This is a genomic window from Aquisalinus luteolus (genome assembly GCF_009712425.2).
GTDB classification, from domain to species: domain Bacteria; phylum Pseudomonadota; class Alphaproteobacteria; order Caulobacterales; family Parvularculaceae; genus Aquisalinus; species Aquisalinus luteolus.
Genome location: NZ_VCJR02000001.1, coordinates 1,590,601 through 1,605,817, shown reverse-complemented (window position 1 = coordinate 1,605,817; position 15,217 = coordinate 1,590,601). Strand labels below are relative to the sequence as shown.

The window sequence follows — 15,217 nt, the reverse complement described above, 5'->3', positions numbered from 1 at the left end:
GTAATAATGACTCCACGCAAAAACTGTGTAACGCCATAGTTGTGTCGCGCGCTGGCTGTTTGGACGGGAAGCGCAGTGTGTCAGTTTTTTGAGGTTGTTTCGTCTCGATGCAATATCGTCCGGAAATCGATGGGTTACGCGCGCTTGCCGTAACCTCAGTTGTACTCTTTCACGCCGATACCAGCTTCTTTTCCGGCGGTTACGTCGGGGTTGATATCTTCTTCGTCATCTCCGGGTTTCTCATCACGAAAATCATCCTTGGAGAGATGGTGGCTGGTGAGTTTACCTTCGCCAGTTTCTATGAGAGGCGGATCAGGCGCCTGTTGCCGCCTGCGATACCGGTTTTCCTGTTCTGCCTTGTAACTGCGCTGTTTCTCTATCAGCCGGAACAGTTCGAGGAATTCTCCAGAAGCCTGATTGCGGCCGCCGCCTTTGTCTCTAACTGGCTGTTTCTCGCTGAAGCCGACTATTTCGCCGAGGCGGCAGAAATCAAGCTCCTGCTGCACACCTGGTCTCTGGCGGTCGAAGAACAATTCTATCTGATTTTTCCAGTCGCCGCGCTGCTGATGATGCGTGCTAGGGGCGTAGGTCTGGTCAGGAACGTGCTTATTGGCGTGTTCGTCCTGTCCTTCGGTGCCTCTGTCTGGGTGGTGCAGAATGGCATGGAAGTGCAGGCATTCTACAACTCGTTCCTGCGGTTCTGGGAGCTGATGCTGGGGGCTTTGCTGGCCGTAGGGGTGATCCCGGAGGCGCGCAAGAACTGGCAGGCCATTGCGCTGCGGGTTGTCGGTGCCGCCGCCATGCTGTGTCCGGTCTTTCTTTACACGGAAAATACGGCCTTTCCGGGCTTGTCTGCGCTGCTGCCGACTGCAGGGGCTGCTGCGTTCATCGCTGCGGGCGGATTGCTGCGCAAAGACCCGGTCTATGGCTTCTTTGCCGCTGCGCCGGTCGTCTTCATCGGCAAGATTTCCTATGCGCTTTATCTCTGGCACTGGCCATTGTTGATTCTTGCCAGATTGCTCGCGCCCGGCAGCAGCCTGGCTCTATGGGCATCTATTGCCGCCGCGACCGTTCTGAGCATTCTTTCTTACTATGTTCTCGAGCAGCCATTCCGTCGCAGGAAGGTGATGGTTTCGCGGCAGGCCATCTATCGTTTCATGCTGGCCAGCACCGGTGTGTTGGTCGTTCTGGGCGGTACGGGTATCGCCATGAAGGGCATTCCGGCGCGGTTCGATCAGGAGGTCGTCAATACGGCTTTCTTCCTGTCACGGGACAGGACGGTGGCCCAATGGGAAAAGCTGGAATGCGCACAAAGGATGCCTAGCTTGCCCAACTATAAATCGATCTGCATCGCGACAGAACCGGACAAGAAGAACGTCATGCTGATCGGCGATAGCCACGCGCAACATCTGTATCCGGGCCTTAAAACACATTTCCCGGATGTGAATTTCGTACTGTTCACCATCGGCTCCTGCAGGCCGTTGCCGCAGCTCGGGGATCAGTTGAAAGATGACTGCCGGCAAATGGCTCAGTATGTTTTTGAGGAGTTCGATGCCTGGGACGAGATCGATACGGTGATCGTTTCCTTCCGTTCACACGCTGATTCCGCTGCCTTGCTGGTCGAGAAACTGCCATTTTTCACGCAAAGGGTGGGCGACGTTGTGGTTATCGGCCCGTTCCCTGAATACTCGCCGCCTCTCAACGAGGTATTCATGGCCAACACGGACAAGCGCCTGAGAGAGATTCAGAGCCTTGTAAATGAGGGCCAGCAGGCTCGCACCATGACCAAGGAAACCTACTACAGGGAAAACCTGCCGGAGAATGTGCGTTATTACTCTATTTTCGAGAACAACTGCGACCGGGAGTGTGACCTGTTCGATCGAGAAGGCCATCCCTTCGTCTTCGACTACGGTCATGTCACTCTTGAAGGTTCTGTTCACTACCTCAGAAATCTCCGCTTGTAGAAGCTCTGCTGGCTGGGCCGAAAGCACCGTAAAATAGCGGCAAATCGCCCTCGACATCGCCGCCAATCCTGCTATGACACCGGTTCGAACGGACGTGCCGGTCCGGGCGGGGATTGCCCGTACTCAGGATACCGGCCCAACGCTGGCACGGCCAATGAATTATTGCGGATGTGGCGGAATTGGTAGACGCACCAGATTTAGGTTCTGGCGCCGCAAGGTGTGGGAGTTCGAGTCTCCCCATCCGCACCACCCTCCGCCTTCGGCTTCGGGTGGCGCAGCCGATCGAAGCCGATATAGGCGGCGGAGTGTCCTCCGAAGCCTTGGCGCAGGAGGACTGGTAGCAACGGCTGCCCGACACAGAAAATGCCCTCCTACGGGGCTGAAGCGAAACGAGATTTGCGGGGCATGCCGGAAGCTGTCCCGTTAGAGCAAGAAGACCAAGGAAGATCAGGAAGCCAACCAAATGGAAGTAATTGAAAAATCAACCGAAGGCCTGTCGCGCGAGTTCACCGTCAAGGTGCCGGCCAAGGAGCTTGACGCAAAGCTGACCGCCAAGCTGGAAGAGATGAAGGGTCAGGTTCACCTGAAAGGCTTCCGCCCGGGCAAGGCGCCGGTCTCCTTCCTGAAGAAGATGTATGGCAAGTCCATGATGGGCGAGCTGATCCAGGAGACGATGCAGGAAGCCCAGGCCAAGGCGCTTGACGAGAACAAGCTGCAGCCGGCCATGGCCCCGCATCCGCATATCGATGAATCCAAGATCAAGGACGTCATCGAAGGCAAGGCCGACCTCGAATACGATATCCATGTCGAGGTCCTGCCGACCTTCGAGCCGATGGACGTTACCGGCATGGACCTGACCAAGCTGGTCGCCGAGCCGGGCGACGATGAAATCCAGGAAACGCTGGACAATATCGCCAAGCAGAACCGCGACTTCAAACCGCGCGGCAAGACAGCCAAGGCAAAAGACGGCGACCGCCTGATCATCGACTTCGTCGGCAAGCTGGAAGGCGAAGAGTTCGAGGGCGGCAAGGGCGAGGACCAGCCGCTGGAACTGGGGTCCGGCCGCTTCATCCCCGGCTTCGAAGAGCAACTTGTCGGCGTGAAGACCGGCGAAGAGAAAACCATCGAAGTGACCTTCCCGGAAGAGTACCAGGCTGAGCATCTGGCCGGTAAGGCCGTGACCTTCGATGTGACGGTCAAAGAGGTTCAGGCGCCGCAGGACTCAGAGATCAATGACGAGATGGCGAAAAATCTCGGCTTTGACGATCTGGAAGCCCTGAAGACTACCATCAAGGAGCGCCTGCAGGCAGAGCTCGACAGCCAGTCGCGCCTGCACCTGAAACGCGCCATCCTCGACAAGCTGGACGAGAATCACGACTTCGACCTGCCGCAGGGCATGGTCGATGCCGAGTTCGACCAGATCTGGCGTCAGGTCCAGCAGACCGAGCTGGACGATGAAGACAAGTCCAAGTCAGAGGATGAACTGAAGGAAGAGTACCGCAAGATCGCGGAGCGCCGCGTGCGCCTCGGCCTCGTGCTCGCCGAAATCGGCAAGGCCCAGAAAGTGGAAGTGCCGCAGGAAGACATGAACCGCGCCTTCCAGCAGCAGGCCCAGCAATACGGCATCCCGGCGAAGCAACTGGCTGATTTCTACCAGCAGAACCCGCAGGCAATCCAGCAGCTGCGCGCGCCGATCTTCGAGGACAAGGTCATCGATTACATCATCGGCGAAGCAAAGATCGAGGAGAAGAAAGTCTCCAAGGACGAGCTGATGGAAGACCCGGATGACGATGTCGAAACGGCAGCCGCTGCTGTCTAGGCTTTCAGCCTACTGAATGAAAAAAGCCCGGCCATTGTGCCGGGCTTTTTGTTGGCTGTATCTGGATTTACCAGTTCCCGGCGAGCGCATCCATGCTGGCCATGGGGTTCTGTTTGTAGGTGATCGGGAATTTCTGGCCGCAATTGGACTGGGCGACCTTTTCGCCGATAAGGCGCGCTTCGACGATGGCCATGCGCAGTTCTTCATTGGAGAGACCGGCAAGCCATTCCTGTGAGGCGGATTTGGTAACCTCGAAATTCGGGAAGGCCGCGCATTCGTTAAACACGGCGAAGGTCGCGGCGAGGCGGGAAACAGTCTGGCGTGTCCTCAGGACGCCAGCAGCAGGCGTATCGGCTTCGCCCGCAGGTCCGCCATCGGTCCGTGGTGCGTCGCGAGCCGGGATAGGCGCTGTCAGGTCTGCGCAGGTCATTCCGGCTGCATTCTTCTCTGCCTGCTCGAGAATTTCCTCCTCTTTCCGCAGCAATGGTTCGTTGTCATCTTCCCAGGGAGCGAGGTCGATATTCACAGGGGCAAGACGCGCATCCATCTTGAATTGATCAGCTGCCACCGCCTGTTCTACCGGCGACATCACACCGCAGGACAGCCGCCGCTCTATCGACAGGGCGGTAGCCTTGGCAAGCGCTGCCCTGTTGCGGAAGCGCGCGATTTTCTTGTCATCGTCCTGGTAGCCGCCGCGCAGGTCCATCCCGTAGCTGCAGTCGAAGACGCTGTCCTGATCCTCGACATCCTGATCGCAGTCGCGGCGCTCGTCATCGCGCAGGTCGGACAGGGCGTTGCTGCCGAGCGTATAGGCAAAACCGAGGGTCTTGTAGCCGGAAATGCTGGCATCGGCGCAGGCGGTGGTCAGGTGATCGAGCATCTGCTTGCGATAGGGAGCCGCGGCTTCCAGCTCCGCAGCCGTCATGTTGCGTGTACTGACAACGCCATACAGACGCAGGGACACCATGACGGCGGATGCGGGGCAGATGCCATGGTCCATGGCAGCGAGGGTATAGCCCTGCATTTTCGGTTTGATCTGGGTGTGCGCGATATCGATCAGGGCCTCCAGGTTCTCGGCATTGCAGGGGGCGGATTCAATGCTGGAATTCAGATTGGCAATGAACTCATCAACACCTGCTACACCGTTCTGCTTATAGCTTTCAGCGCGTGCGTTCGCCTCGAAGCCTGCTAGCGCGGCTTCCGGCTTTGTGGCGAGGTAACAGTCATTGCCCATTTTTGACATGACAATAAGGGCCCGCAGCTGCTCGGTCGCATTGTTCGGGTCCTGCGCCAGTGCCAGGGACTGGGCGGATGAAACGGCCAGCATAAGGCTGGCGGCGAGCAGGATGATCTTGCGCATGAATTCTCCCCATCTTTTGCCGGATAATGCGCCGCGTCTTGCCGGAGCGCAATTCCCCGAACAGGGGGTATCGGTTCGGCAAATAGCGCCCATCGAAACAATTCGATTGCCGATGTTGCAGCGCCGAAATAGCATCCTTTCCGAGAGAGGGTGTCCATGAAATTTCCGACTTTCAGACGCAACCGGCGGTCGACGCCGGATACAAAAAGACGGTTTCTCGATACCGGTTCGGGCCGTGGGGGCGGGGACCGATCAACTGACATTGAGGGTGATGACGATATGGCTGAAGGGTTTCACGTTCCGTACGGAAAACTGTCCGCGAAGACGCTGAAGATGCACTATGCAATTTCCTCGCTGATGGAGGAGCTGGAGGCGGTCGACTGGTATGCCCAGCGCGCCGATGATTGCGACGACGCCGAGTTGCGCGAAATCCTGCTGCACAATATGCGTGAGGAAGTCGAGCACGCCATGATGACGCTGGAATGGCTGCGCCGCAACGACGAGACCTTCGCCAAGGAAATGAAGGACTATCTGTTCACGGAGGGAAATATCCTCGAACAGGAGCACGAGGTCATGGGCCGCAACGGCGACTAGGCGCCTGTCAGGACAGCTGCGGCTTGGTCGCGGTGATCATGTAGTTGACCGATGCATCGCCGGTGACGTGCCACTTGTCCGACAGGGGCTGGTAGGTCATGCCGACAGGTGGTTCGACCACCATGCCGGCGCCCTCGAGAGCGTGGCGGGCTTCCTCGGGCTTGACGAACTTGTTCTGGTCATGGGTGCCGATGGGCAGCCAGCGCAGGATATATTCCGCCGCGAATTTCGCCGTGGCGAAGGCCTTCAGCGTACGGTTGATCGTCGCAACGAACATGATGCCGCCGGGGCGCACCAGATTGGCCGAGGTCTTCAGGAACAGGTCGACATCGGCGACATGCTCGACGACTTCGAGGTTCAGGACGACATCGAAGGGCTCGATATCGCTGGCCAGCAGGTCCTCGGCAGTTGTTGCGCGATAATCGACGGTCACGCCCTGTTCTGCGGCATGGGTGAGGGCGGTCTTCACGTTCTTTTCGGCGGCATCGATGCCGGTCACCTCGGCGCCCAGACGCGCCATCGGCTCAGACACAAGGCCACCGCCGCAACCGATGTCGAGAAGACGCAAGCCTTCCAGTGGGCGCGGGGCATTCGGGTCACGGCCGAAATGGGCGCAAATCTCGTTACGGATATGGGTCAGGCGGATCGGGTTGAACTTGTGCAGCGGCTTGAACTTGCCGGTCGGGTCCCACCAGTCGGCGGCCATGGCTGAAAACTTGTCGATCTCACCCGCATCCACAGTGGTGCCGGAGGGCGAGCACACAGGTGCTTGCCTAGTGGATTCTGCCTTATTTGCCGTTTCTGACACGATAATTTCCTAACCTCTTGCTTGCACTGAAGGGGCGACGCCCTTAGACATGCGCTCTTGGAAGACCGGCGCCGGATTCTGGGCCCAAACCCCATCGTCTGGCAATGGCACTTCCTTGTTGGAATTCATATAGTTGATGGAATTGAGATGTCTTCCCCAACCGACGAGAATGCGGCAATAGGCGCGCCCGGCCAGAGCACCGGCTCACGGATCGTAATGAAATTCGGCGGCACGTCCGTCGCCGATATCGAGCGTATCGCGCGGGTCGCTGAATTCGTGAAGCTCGAAGCCGATGCCGGCAATGCAGTGGTCGTCGTGGTTTCGGCCATGGCAGGCGAGACGAACAAGCTCGTTGATTACGTCAAGAAGGCAAGTACACGCGGCAATTCACGCGTCTCGGACAACCTTGAATATGACGCCGTCGTCTCCTCCGGTGAGCAGGTGACTTCGGGGCTGCTCGCCGTCATGCTGCAATCCCATGGCTACAAGGCACGGTCGTGGCAGGGCTGGCAGATCCCGCTGAAAACGAGCGAAGCCCATGGCAAGGCGCGTATTCTCGATATTCCGGCGGATAATCTCGCCCCGGCAATCGACAGCGGCGAGATCGCCATCGTCGCCGGTTTCCAGGGCATCGCGCCGGACGGGCGTATCGCAACGCTCGGCCGTGGCGGGTCTGACACCACTGCCGTCGCGCTTGCCGCCGCCCTTGGCGCGGAGCGCTGCGACATTTATACTGATGTGGACGGTGTCTATACGACCGATCCACGCATCACCCAGGATGCGCGCCGGCTTTCCCGTGTTTCCTATGAGGAAATGCTGGAAATGGCGTCCCTGGGCGCGAAGGTTTTGCAGACCCGCTCGGTGGAACTTGCCATGGCGTATCATGTTCGGCTGCGGGTTCTGTCGAGCTTCGCCGATCCGGCAGAAGCCCGGGACGGCAAGATGCATCCGTGCACCGTAATTTGCGATGAGGAAGAGATCGTGGAAAAACATATAGTCAGCGGCGTTACGCCCAGCCGGTCCGAAGCGAAGATCAGCCTGATGACGGTTCCGGATGAGCCGGGCCGTGCAGCACGAATATTCAACGAACTGGCCAAGGCCAATATCAATGTCGACATGATCGTCCAGTCACCGGCCAAGACCGGCAAGGCGGCAAACATTTCCTTCTCGCTTGACGAGACAGACCTGTCCAGGGCGCAGGACCTGCTGGCCGGGTTGAAGGACGAGATCGGCTATACGGATGTCGTCGCCGACCGCAATGTGTCGAAAGTTTCGGTCATTGGTGTCGGGATGAAAAGCCATGCCGGTGTCGCCGCGACAATGTTCAAGACGCTGGCTGATCGCGGCATCAATATCCTGAATATCTCGACGTCGGAGATCAAGATCAGCGTGCTGATCCATTCCGAATATACAGAGCTGGCCGTCAGGGCGCTGCATCAGGCCTATGGTCTCCATAACCTGGCTGAGGCATCCTGATCCCGTAACATGCCCATAGACAGCTCCATACGCCTCGGCACCCAGACGAGCTCGCCGCGCGTGCTGCTAAAGCGCCTGCGCGAGGTCATGGCTGTCGAGGAGGGGGCGCAGCAGCGGCTCGATCACCTGACCAGCGCTATCGCCAACAACATGGTGGCCGATGTCTGCTCGATCTATCTGCGCCGCGCCGATGACATGCTGGAGCTGTTCTCCACGCAGGGCCTGAACCCTGATGCCGTGCACAATACGCGCATGCAGTGGAGCGAGGGCCTTGTTGGGTATGTTGCCCGCACGGCGGAGCCGATCAACCTGCGCGATGCGCCCAAGCACCCGTCTTTCTCGTTCCGGCCTGAAGTCGGCGAGGAATTGCTGAACGCATTCCTGGGCGTGCCGATCATCCGCACCGGCCAGGTGCTGGGCGTTCTCGTCATCCAGAACAAGGCTGTCCGTGAGTATACGGAGGAAGAGGTCGAAGCCGCACAGATCGTCGCGACCGTGCTGGCCGAAATCGTCGCCGCCGGCGACCTGCTGGAGGAGGCCGATGCGCAGGAAGTCGACCGCGTCCTGCATCGTCATGAGCATCTCATGGGTGCGCCCATCGTTGCCGGTATCGCCATCGGCACGGTTGCGCTGCATGAGCCGCCGGCGCCCAAGCACCGCGTGTTCGCCGATAACGTCGCCGAGGAGATCGAGCGCCTGCAAACCGGGCTCGCTTCCCTGCGCAAGTCCATCGACGAGATGATTGCCGCCAACCAGGACCTTGCCACCGTCTCGCGTGAGGTGCTGGAGGTCTATCGCCTGTTTGCCTATGACAAGGGTTGGGCACGGCGGCTGGAAGATGCGGTCCAGTCCGGCCTGACGGCGGAAAGCGCCGTGGAGCAGGTGCAGGGCGAGAACCGCAAGCGCATGCGCCAGGCCAAGGACCCCTATATCCGCGAGCGCATGCACGACCTCGACGACCTGTCGCGTCGGCTGCTCAGGGCGCTGGGCGGCGATGCCTATCAGGCGCAGCTGGAATTGCCGCAGGATGCCGTGCTGCTCGCACGCTCTCTCGGGCCGGCTGAAATTCTCGAACTCGACCGCAACAAGCTGAAGGGGATCGTGCTGGGTGAGGGGTCCGATACCTCCCACGCGGCGATCGTTGCCCGTTCTCTAGGTATCCCGCTGCTGGGCAAGTGCCCGTCAGTGATCGACAAGGCAGAGATCGGCGACCGCATCATTGTCGATGGCGGCACGGGCGAGATCCACCTTCGTCCGGGCTCGGACATTATCTCGTCCTATGAAGACAAGCTGGCGATCTATTCCGAAGAGCAGAAGGCTTATGCCGCCCTTCGCGACCTGCCGGCAGTAACGAAGGACGGGACGAATATCGAATTATTCCTGAATGCCGGTCTTGCCATCGACATGCCGCATCTGGATGCGACCGGGGCGGAGGGGATTGGCCTTTTCCGCACAGAGCTGCAATTCCTGATCGGGCCGCAACTACCGACGGCGCAGGAACAGGAGACGCTGTACCGCTCTATCCTTGATGCGGCGCATGACAAACCCATCGTGTTCCGTACCGCCGATCTCGGCAGCGACAAGGCCGCGACCTACATGAAGATGTCCCACGAGGCGAACCCGGCCATGGGCTGGCGCGGCCTGCGCATGTCGATTGACCGCGAAGGCCTGCTCCGCCCGCAGCTGCGCGCGCTGATCGCTGCGGCGGAAGGCCGTGAACTGAGTATCCTGCTGCCGCTGGTCACGACGAGTGACGAGATCGTGCAGGCCCGTGCCATCATCGATAAGGAAATCGAGCGGCGCAAACGGCAGGACAAGCCGCTGCCAGCTTCGATCAAGCTGGGTGCGATGATAGAAATCCCGTCGGCTGCGTGGCGTGTGGAGCACATCGCACCGCTGGTCGACTTCCTGTCGCTTGGTGGCAATGACCTGGCGCAGTTTTTCTTCGCCGCCGACCGGGAGTCCGACAAGCTGACAGGACGGTATGATCCTCTGCACCCGGCCTTTCTCAGCTTCCTGAAAATGATCGCCGACAAGGCCAATCTGGCCGACAAGCCGATCTGCTATTGCGGGGAGCAGGCAGCCGATCCATTGATGGCGATGGCCCTGATGGCGCTGGATATCCAGCGCCTGTCCGTGCCTGCATCCTCCATCGGTCCGTTGAAGAAAATGATTCGTTCTATCGACCTGAACGACCTCGTTGCGTGGCTTGAGCCCCGCCTACAGTCCAGCAAACAGACCTTGCGCGATGAGCTGCTGGAATATGCCTATCGCCATGGAGTGGCGCTTTAGGCAGGTTTTTGAGGGGGTTGTGAACTATTTCGCACCCACTGCCTTTGCATCGCAGCAAAATATTTATTTTCCTCAGGCCAAAGGTGTGTTGGCATCGGATTCGCATCATACAACCTGATTGAATTTCGGGGCCGACCACGGCCATACTGCCAGTATCGTTCTGGCACTGCCGGATACGGAGTTGGGGATAGTCATGTCTAGTGTCGCAGATGTCGTAGAGCTTGATGAGGAGCGCGTAAAACGCGGCTCCGTCAAGGATGACAGCTTCCAGTCCGCCGGGGCCATGCTTTGCGCGGCGCGGGAGTCACGCAAGCTATCGATCGAGGATGTCTCCGAAGCGACCAATATCCGTGAAGTCCATATCGAAGCGATCGAGGCGATGGAGATCGGCAAGCTGCCGGTTGCTGCCTACACGACCGGTTTCGTCAAGGCTTATGCCCAGTTGCTGGAGCTGCCTGCTGACGCACTGGTCAATCGCTTCAGGGAAGAGGCGGGTTATGCGCGGTCTTCGATCGCGCCGCAGGTGAACATGCCGGCCCGGCGCGAGCTTTCCGGTGGCAAGGAATTGTCGCTGCTCGCCGTTGTCGCCATTCTTGCCTTCATCATCTGGGTCGCCTGGCAGGTGCTGCGCGAGCCGGAGACGGATGGCCCGGTCCAAATCGCCGGCACGCCGCTGCAGGAGCGTCCGATCGACGCGCGAACGGCCAGCAATGGCGGCGCGAATGAAGTCCCGGTCGCCCGTCCGCAACCCAACACCAATGTCGAACCGATCCCCGGAATGCCGACCAATGAAACGCAGGAGCCGACAGGGCTCGACGCCACAGCAGTCGATCTTGCTGCGGAGAACGGCGAGGCAGTTACCGATCCTACCATGCCCGCAGATGGTGATGTACCTGTAGAAATTCCGACAGACGCCGCTGCAGTGCTGCTGGGCGAAACCGTTGATCCGGCCCTGTCCGAGCAAGATGCTGCGGCGATTGCGTCTGGCGAGGAGGCGCTGTCAGATATTTCTGCCGCAGAACAGCTCAATGCCGAGCAGATTGCCCCTGTCGAGCAGCCGGTAGAACCTGAAGTTACGGCAACAGAACCCGCCGCGACTGAGGCAGAAGACGAACTCGAGGCCTCGGACACCGGCCTTGCCAGTGCGACCGATGTAATCGATCAGACGCCACAGGCGATTGTCGGTCAGGCTGCGCCGGAAGCGCTTGATGAAGAGGGCGCAGAGACTGTCGAGACGAACGAAGTGACAGAGGCAGTCTATACCGAACCTGTCAGTACCGCCCGGGTCTCCCCGATCTATCCGCGCCGCTGCGAGCGCCTTTCGACCGGTACTGAGGCGGTTGTCGTGACCTATGACATTTCCAGCCGTGGTGCGCCGGTCAATGTTCGCGTGACCGAGACCACGAATGAATGCTTCAATGCCGCAGCAATTTCTGCCGTCTCGCGCTGGAGCTTCGATCCCGCGACACGCAATGGCAACCCGATCCCGGTTTATACCCGCTCGACACGCTTCCGCTTCGAATTGCCACAATAATTTCGCAAAAACAGGCCATTGTGCTGATAGACAGCGCACTGGCATAATCATGCCGACCTGACCGGGCCTTGACCCGGGCTTCGGATTGCTCACATGGAGCATTCGGCCAGCCAAGAGCAGGTGTTCGCGCGACAAGAAGGCAAATCTCATGAGTGTACGTCCATGGCGGGATATCGAACGGCGCAAGAGCCGTCAGATCATGGTCGGCAATGTGCCGGTCGGCGGCGACGCGCCGATCGCCGTGCAGACGATGACCAATACCTCCACCGCCGACGCAAAGGCGACCCTGCAGCAGATCGAGCAGGCGGCTGAGGCCGGTGCGGATATCGTGCGCGTTTCCTGCCCGGACGAGCCGTCCACCGCGGCAATGAAGGAGATCTGCAAGTTCTCGCCCGTGCCGATCGTGGCTGATATTCACTTCCACTATAAACGCGGGATCGAGGCCGCCGAGGCCGGTGCTGCCTGCCTGCGCATCAATCCGGGCAATATCGGTAAGGCAGACCGGGTAAGGGAGGTGATCTCCGCCGCCCGCAACAATGGCTGCTCCATGCGTATCGGCGTAAATGGTGGCTCGCTGGAAAAGCACCTGCTGGAAAAATATGGCGAGCCATGCCCCGAAGCGATGGTGGAAAGCGCCCTCGATCACGCCCGCATCCTCGATGACAATGACTTCCATGAGTACAAGATCTCGGTGAAGGCGTCCGACGTCTTCCTGACCGTTGCCGCCTATCACGCGCTGGCCGAAGCGACAGACGCGCCGTTGCATCTGGGCGTGACAGAGGCCGGAGGCCTGCGCATTGGCTCGGTGAAGTCCGCCATTGGTCTTGGCTCGCTGCTCTGGGCCGGCATCGGCGACACGATCCGCGTGTCCCTTTCCGCCGACCCGGTGGAAGAGGTGAAGGTCGGCTTCGATATCCTGAAGAGCCTCAATTTGCGCCATCGCGGCGTGAACGTGATTTCCTGCCCGTCCTGCGCCCGCCAGGGCTTCGACGTGATCAAGACAGTGGAAATTCTCGAACAGCGCCTCGCGCATATCACGACGCCGATGACCCTGTCGGTGATCGGGTGCGTGGTAAACGGGCCGGGCGAGGCACGAGAGACGGATATCGGCTTTACCGGCGGCGGTGCCCAGTCCGGCATGGTCTATCTGGCTGGGCTGCCCGACCACAAGATGTCAAACGACAAAATGATTGACCATCTTGTTGAATTGGTTGAGAAAAAAGCCGAAGAGATCGAGGCAGCAAGAAGCCTTGATGCGGCTGAATAACTGCTGCTGACGGAACGGGAAGCCGTTTGGCAGCCTTCGCATTGCCGTGACGATTTGCAGTGATCTTGCGCAATTGCTAGAATACCGCGATATGCGGGATAGCTCTGGGGAGAGTTATCCCGTTTTTGTTAAGGATAATACGCGTGATACCGAGTGAAAAACTGGACGCTCTGATCAGCCGGTTCAAGGCTGTCGAAGAAAAGATGTCCGTCGTGACCAATCCGGATGATATCGTCCGCCTGTCAAAGGAGCATGCGGAATTGCGGCCCGTTGCCGAGGCCGGGCGCGAACTGCTGGATGCCCGCAACCAGATCGATGACCTCAACGAGATGGCCTATTCCGATGACAAGGAGATGGCGGCACTCGCATGGGAAGAGCTGGAAGCACTGAAGGAACGCATGCCGCAACTGGAAAAACAGCTGCAGATCATGCTGCTGCCCAAGGACAAGGCCGACAATGCCAGCGTCATCCTCGAGGTCCGTGCCGGCACAGGTGGCGACGAGGCGGCGCTGTTCGCGGGCGACCTGTTCCGCATGTATCAGCGCCACGCCCAGATCGTCGGCTGGCGGGTCGAGGTATTGTCCGCTTCGGAATCCGACATGGGCGGCTACAAGGAAATCCAGGCCTCGATCAGCGGCGATAACGTCTTTGCCCGGTTGAAATATGAGTCCGGCGTTCACCGGGTCCAGCGCGTGCCGGAAACGGAGACGCAGGGCCGTGTTCACACCTCCGCCGCGACCGTCGCCGTGCTGCCGGAACCGGAAGATGTCGACATCCAGATCAACGAAAACGACTTGCGGATCGACGTGTTCCGCGCCTCCGGCCCGGGTGGCCAGTCGGTGAACACGACGGACTCTGCGGTTCGCATTACTCACCTGCCGACTGGCGTCGTCGTCATCCAGCAGGACGAGAAATCCCAGCACAAGAACCGCGCCAAGGCTATGAAGGTTCTCATGGCGCGCCTTTACGATGCTGAACGCGCCCGCGCCGATGCGGAACGCGCGGCTGAGCGCAAGGGCCAGATCGGCTCCGGTGATAGGTCCGAACGCATTCGCACCTATAATTTCCCGCAAAGCCGGGTGACCGACCACCGCATCAACCTGACGCTCTACAAGCTCGACAAGGTGATCGCCGGCGAGGCGCTGGACGAACTGATCGACGCGCTGACCGAGCAGGACCAGGCTGACCGCTTGGCGGCCATGGAAAGCGAAGACGCATAAGATGGCCCTAGCGCCCGGCACGACCGTCGCCGACGCGCTGAAGGCTGGCGTCGTGTCGCTTGCAGGCACCAGCCAGACTGCGCGGCTCGACAGCCGTCTTCTCTTGCAGCATGTCACCGGCCTGTCCCATGCCGACCTCATCGGCTGGCCTGATCACAGGCTGGGGGCGGAAGAGGCAGCCCATTACGAGTCACTGGTAGCCCGCCGCGCCGCCGGGGAACCGCTGGCGCAGATCACCGGCGAGAAGGAATTCTGGGGCCTGAGTTTTCAGGTTTCGGGTGATGTGCTGTCGCCGCGACCGGACAGTGAAACGTTGATCGAACTGGCGCGCGAATTGTGCCTCGCCCGCCCGCCGGAAACGATCCTCGACCTTGGTACCGGCAGCGGATGCTTGCTCGCTGCATTGCTGACGGAATTTCCCCAGGCGAGAGGCGTTGCAGTCGACCTCAGCCCGGCGGCACTGGCTATCGCCTCGCGCAATTTCGAGGCGCTGGGACTGGGCGAGCGCGTCGAGGTACAGGAGCATGATTTCGCCGAGCCGGTCTCCGGCAAGTTTGACCTGATCATCTCAAACCCGCCCTATATACCGGACGGCGATCGCGACAGCCTGTCAGTCGAGGTGAAAGATTACGAACCGGCCATGGCGTTGTTTGCCGGAGAAAAGGGACTTGATGCCTATCTCATCCTGTCCCATATGCTGCCGAAACAGCTGGCCGAAAACGGGATCGTCATCATCGAGGCGGGCGCCGGACAGGCCAGCGATATAGAAAGCCTGATGAAGGCTGGATTTGCGGCACAAGGCCGTGAGATATCTGTTATCACCAGAAACGACCTAGCCGGGCATGCGCGCGCCGTCGCGCTCTTGCCGGCCCAATAAGACGAG

At 59.7% G+C, this 15,217-nt stretch carries 11 protein-coding genes and 1 tRNA gene; 10 read left to right on the top strand and 2 right to left on the bottom strand.

The features are described 5' to 3' along the window. Positions 1–107: 107 nt before the first annotated feature. From FF098_RS07600 to tig, 3 genes are all read left to right on the top strand, one after another. Positions 108–1,964, top strand: a complete 1,857-nt coding sequence (locus FF098_RS07600) for an acyltransferase family protein (protein ID WP_155138970.1) — start codon at positions 108–110, stop codon at positions 1,962–1,964. Positions 1,965–2,128: 164 nt separating this feature from the next. Continuing rightward, positions 2,129–2,213 (top strand) — tRNA-Leu (locus FF098_RS07595). 214 nt (positions 2,214–2,427) lie between these two features. Next, positions 2,428–3,783 (top strand): trigger factor, encoded by a 1,356-nt coding sequence (tig, locus tag FF098_RS07590; RefSeq protein ID WP_155138968.1) that lies wholly within the window; start codon positions 2,428–2,430, stop codon positions 3,781–3,783. 67 nt (positions 3,784–3,850) lie between these two features. On the opposite strand, the gene FF098_RS07585 is transcribed toward tig, so the two are convergent. Beyond that, positions 3,851–5,143, bottom strand: coding sequence for a hypothetical protein (locus FF098_RS07585; protein ID WP_155138966.1), 1,293 nt, complete (start codon positions 5,141–5,143; stop codon positions 3,851–3,853). Positions 5,144–5,422: 279 nt separating this feature from the next. On the opposite strand from FF098_RS07585, the gene FF098_RS07580 reads away from it, so the two are divergent. Then, positions 5,423–5,737, top strand: a complete 315-nt coding sequence (locus FF098_RS07580; protein WP_155139488.1) for a ferritin family protein — start codon at positions 5,423–5,425, stop codon at positions 5,735–5,737. Positions 5,738–5,744: 7 nt separating this feature from the next. On the opposite strand, the gene ubiG is transcribed toward FF098_RS07580, so the two are convergent. After that, positions 5,745–6,500 (bottom strand): bifunctional 2-polyprenyl-6-hydroxyphenol methylase/3-demethylubiquinol 3-O-methyltransferase UbiG, encoded by a 756-nt coding sequence (gene ubiG, locus FF098_RS07575; RefSeq protein ID WP_166426425.1) that lies wholly within the window; start codon positions 6,498–6,500, stop codon positions 5,745–5,747. A gap of 192 nt (positions 6,501–6,692) precedes the next feature. On the opposite strand from ubiG, the gene FF098_RS07570 reads away from it, so the two are divergent. The 6 genes from FF098_RS07570 to prmC all read left to right on the top strand — a co-directional run bounded on the left by FF098_RS07570 (position 6,693) and on the right by prmC (position 15,211). Continuing rightward, complete coding sequence (locus FF098_RS07570; RefSeq protein WP_205967409.1) at positions 6,693–8,021, top strand: aspartate kinase; 1,329 nt, start codon at positions 6,693–6,695, stop codon at positions 8,019–8,021. A gap of 9 nt (positions 8,022–8,030) precedes the next feature. Next, positions 8,031–10,313 carry a phosphoenolpyruvate--protein phosphotransferase gene (gene ptsP / locus FF098_RS07565; protein ID WP_155138965.1) on the top strand — a complete coding sequence of 761 codons (2,283 nt, stop codon included), beginning with the start codon at positions 8,031–8,033 and terminating at the stop codon, positions 10,311–10,313. A 193-nt stretch (positions 10,314–10,506) separates the two neighbouring features. After that, positions 10,507–11,847: a TonB family protein gene (locus FF098_RS07560; RefSeq protein ID WP_155138964.1), complete on the top strand. Its 1,341-nt coding sequence runs from the start codon at positions 10,507–10,509 to the stop codon at positions 11,845–11,847. 148 nt (positions 11,848–11,995) lie between these two features. Next, positions 11,996–13,114: a flavodoxin-dependent (E)-4-hydroxy-3-methylbut-2-enyl-diphosphate synthase gene (gene ispG / locus FF098_RS07555; protein ID WP_155138962.1), complete on the top strand. Its 1,119-nt coding sequence runs from the start codon at positions 11,996–11,998 to the stop codon at positions 13,112–13,114. 143 nt (positions 13,115–13,257) lie between these two features. Next, the gene (prfA, locus tag FF098_RS07550; protein ID WP_166426383.1) at positions 13,258–14,334 is read left to right on the top strand and encodes a peptide chain release factor 1; all 1,077 of its coding nucleotides are present in this window, start codon (positions 13,258–13,260) and stop codon (positions 14,332–14,334) included. 1 nt (position 14,335) lies between these two features. Next, positions 14,336–15,211, top strand: coding sequence for a peptide chain release factor N(5)-glutamine methyltransferase (prmC, locus tag FF098_RS07545; RefSeq protein WP_155138958.1), 876 nt, complete (start codon positions 14,336–14,338; stop codon positions 15,209–15,211). Positions 15,212–15,217: the final 6 nt, after the last annotated feature.

Coding starts and splice junctions, on each gene's coding strand:
- tig (WP_155138968.1), top strand. CDS start 2,428: ATGGAAGTAATTGAAAAATCAACCGAAGGCCTGTCGCGCGAGTTCACC.
- prmC (WP_155138958.1), top strand. CDS start 14,336: ATGGCCCTAGCGCCCGGCACGACCGTCGCCGACGCGCTGAAGGCTGGC.
- FF098_RS07600 (WP_155138970.1), top strand. CDS start 108: ATGCAATATCGTCCGGAAATCGATGGGTTACGCGCGCTTGCCGTAACC.
- FF098_RS07580 (WP_155139488.1), top strand. CDS start 5,423: ATGGCTGAAGGGTTTCACGTTCCGTACGGAAAACTGTCCGCGAAGACG.
- ptsP (WP_155138965.1), top strand. CDS start 8,031: ATGCCCATAGACAGCTCCATACGCCTCGGCACCCAGACGAGCTCGCCG.
- ispG (WP_155138962.1), top strand. CDS start 11,996: ATGAGTGTACGTCCATGGCGGGATATCGAACGGCGCAAGAGCCGTCAG.
- FF098_RS07570 (WP_205967409.1), top strand. CDS start 6,693: ATGTCTTCCCCAACCGACGAGAATGCGGCAATAGGCGCGCCCGGCCAG.
- FF098_RS07585 (WP_155138966.1), bottom strand. CDS start 5,143: ATGCGCAAGATCATCCTGCTCGCCGCCAGCCTTATGCTGGCCGTTTCA.
- FF098_RS07560 (WP_155138964.1), top strand. CDS start 10,507: ATGTCTAGTGTCGCAGATGTCGTAGAGCTTGATGAGGAGCGCGTAAAA.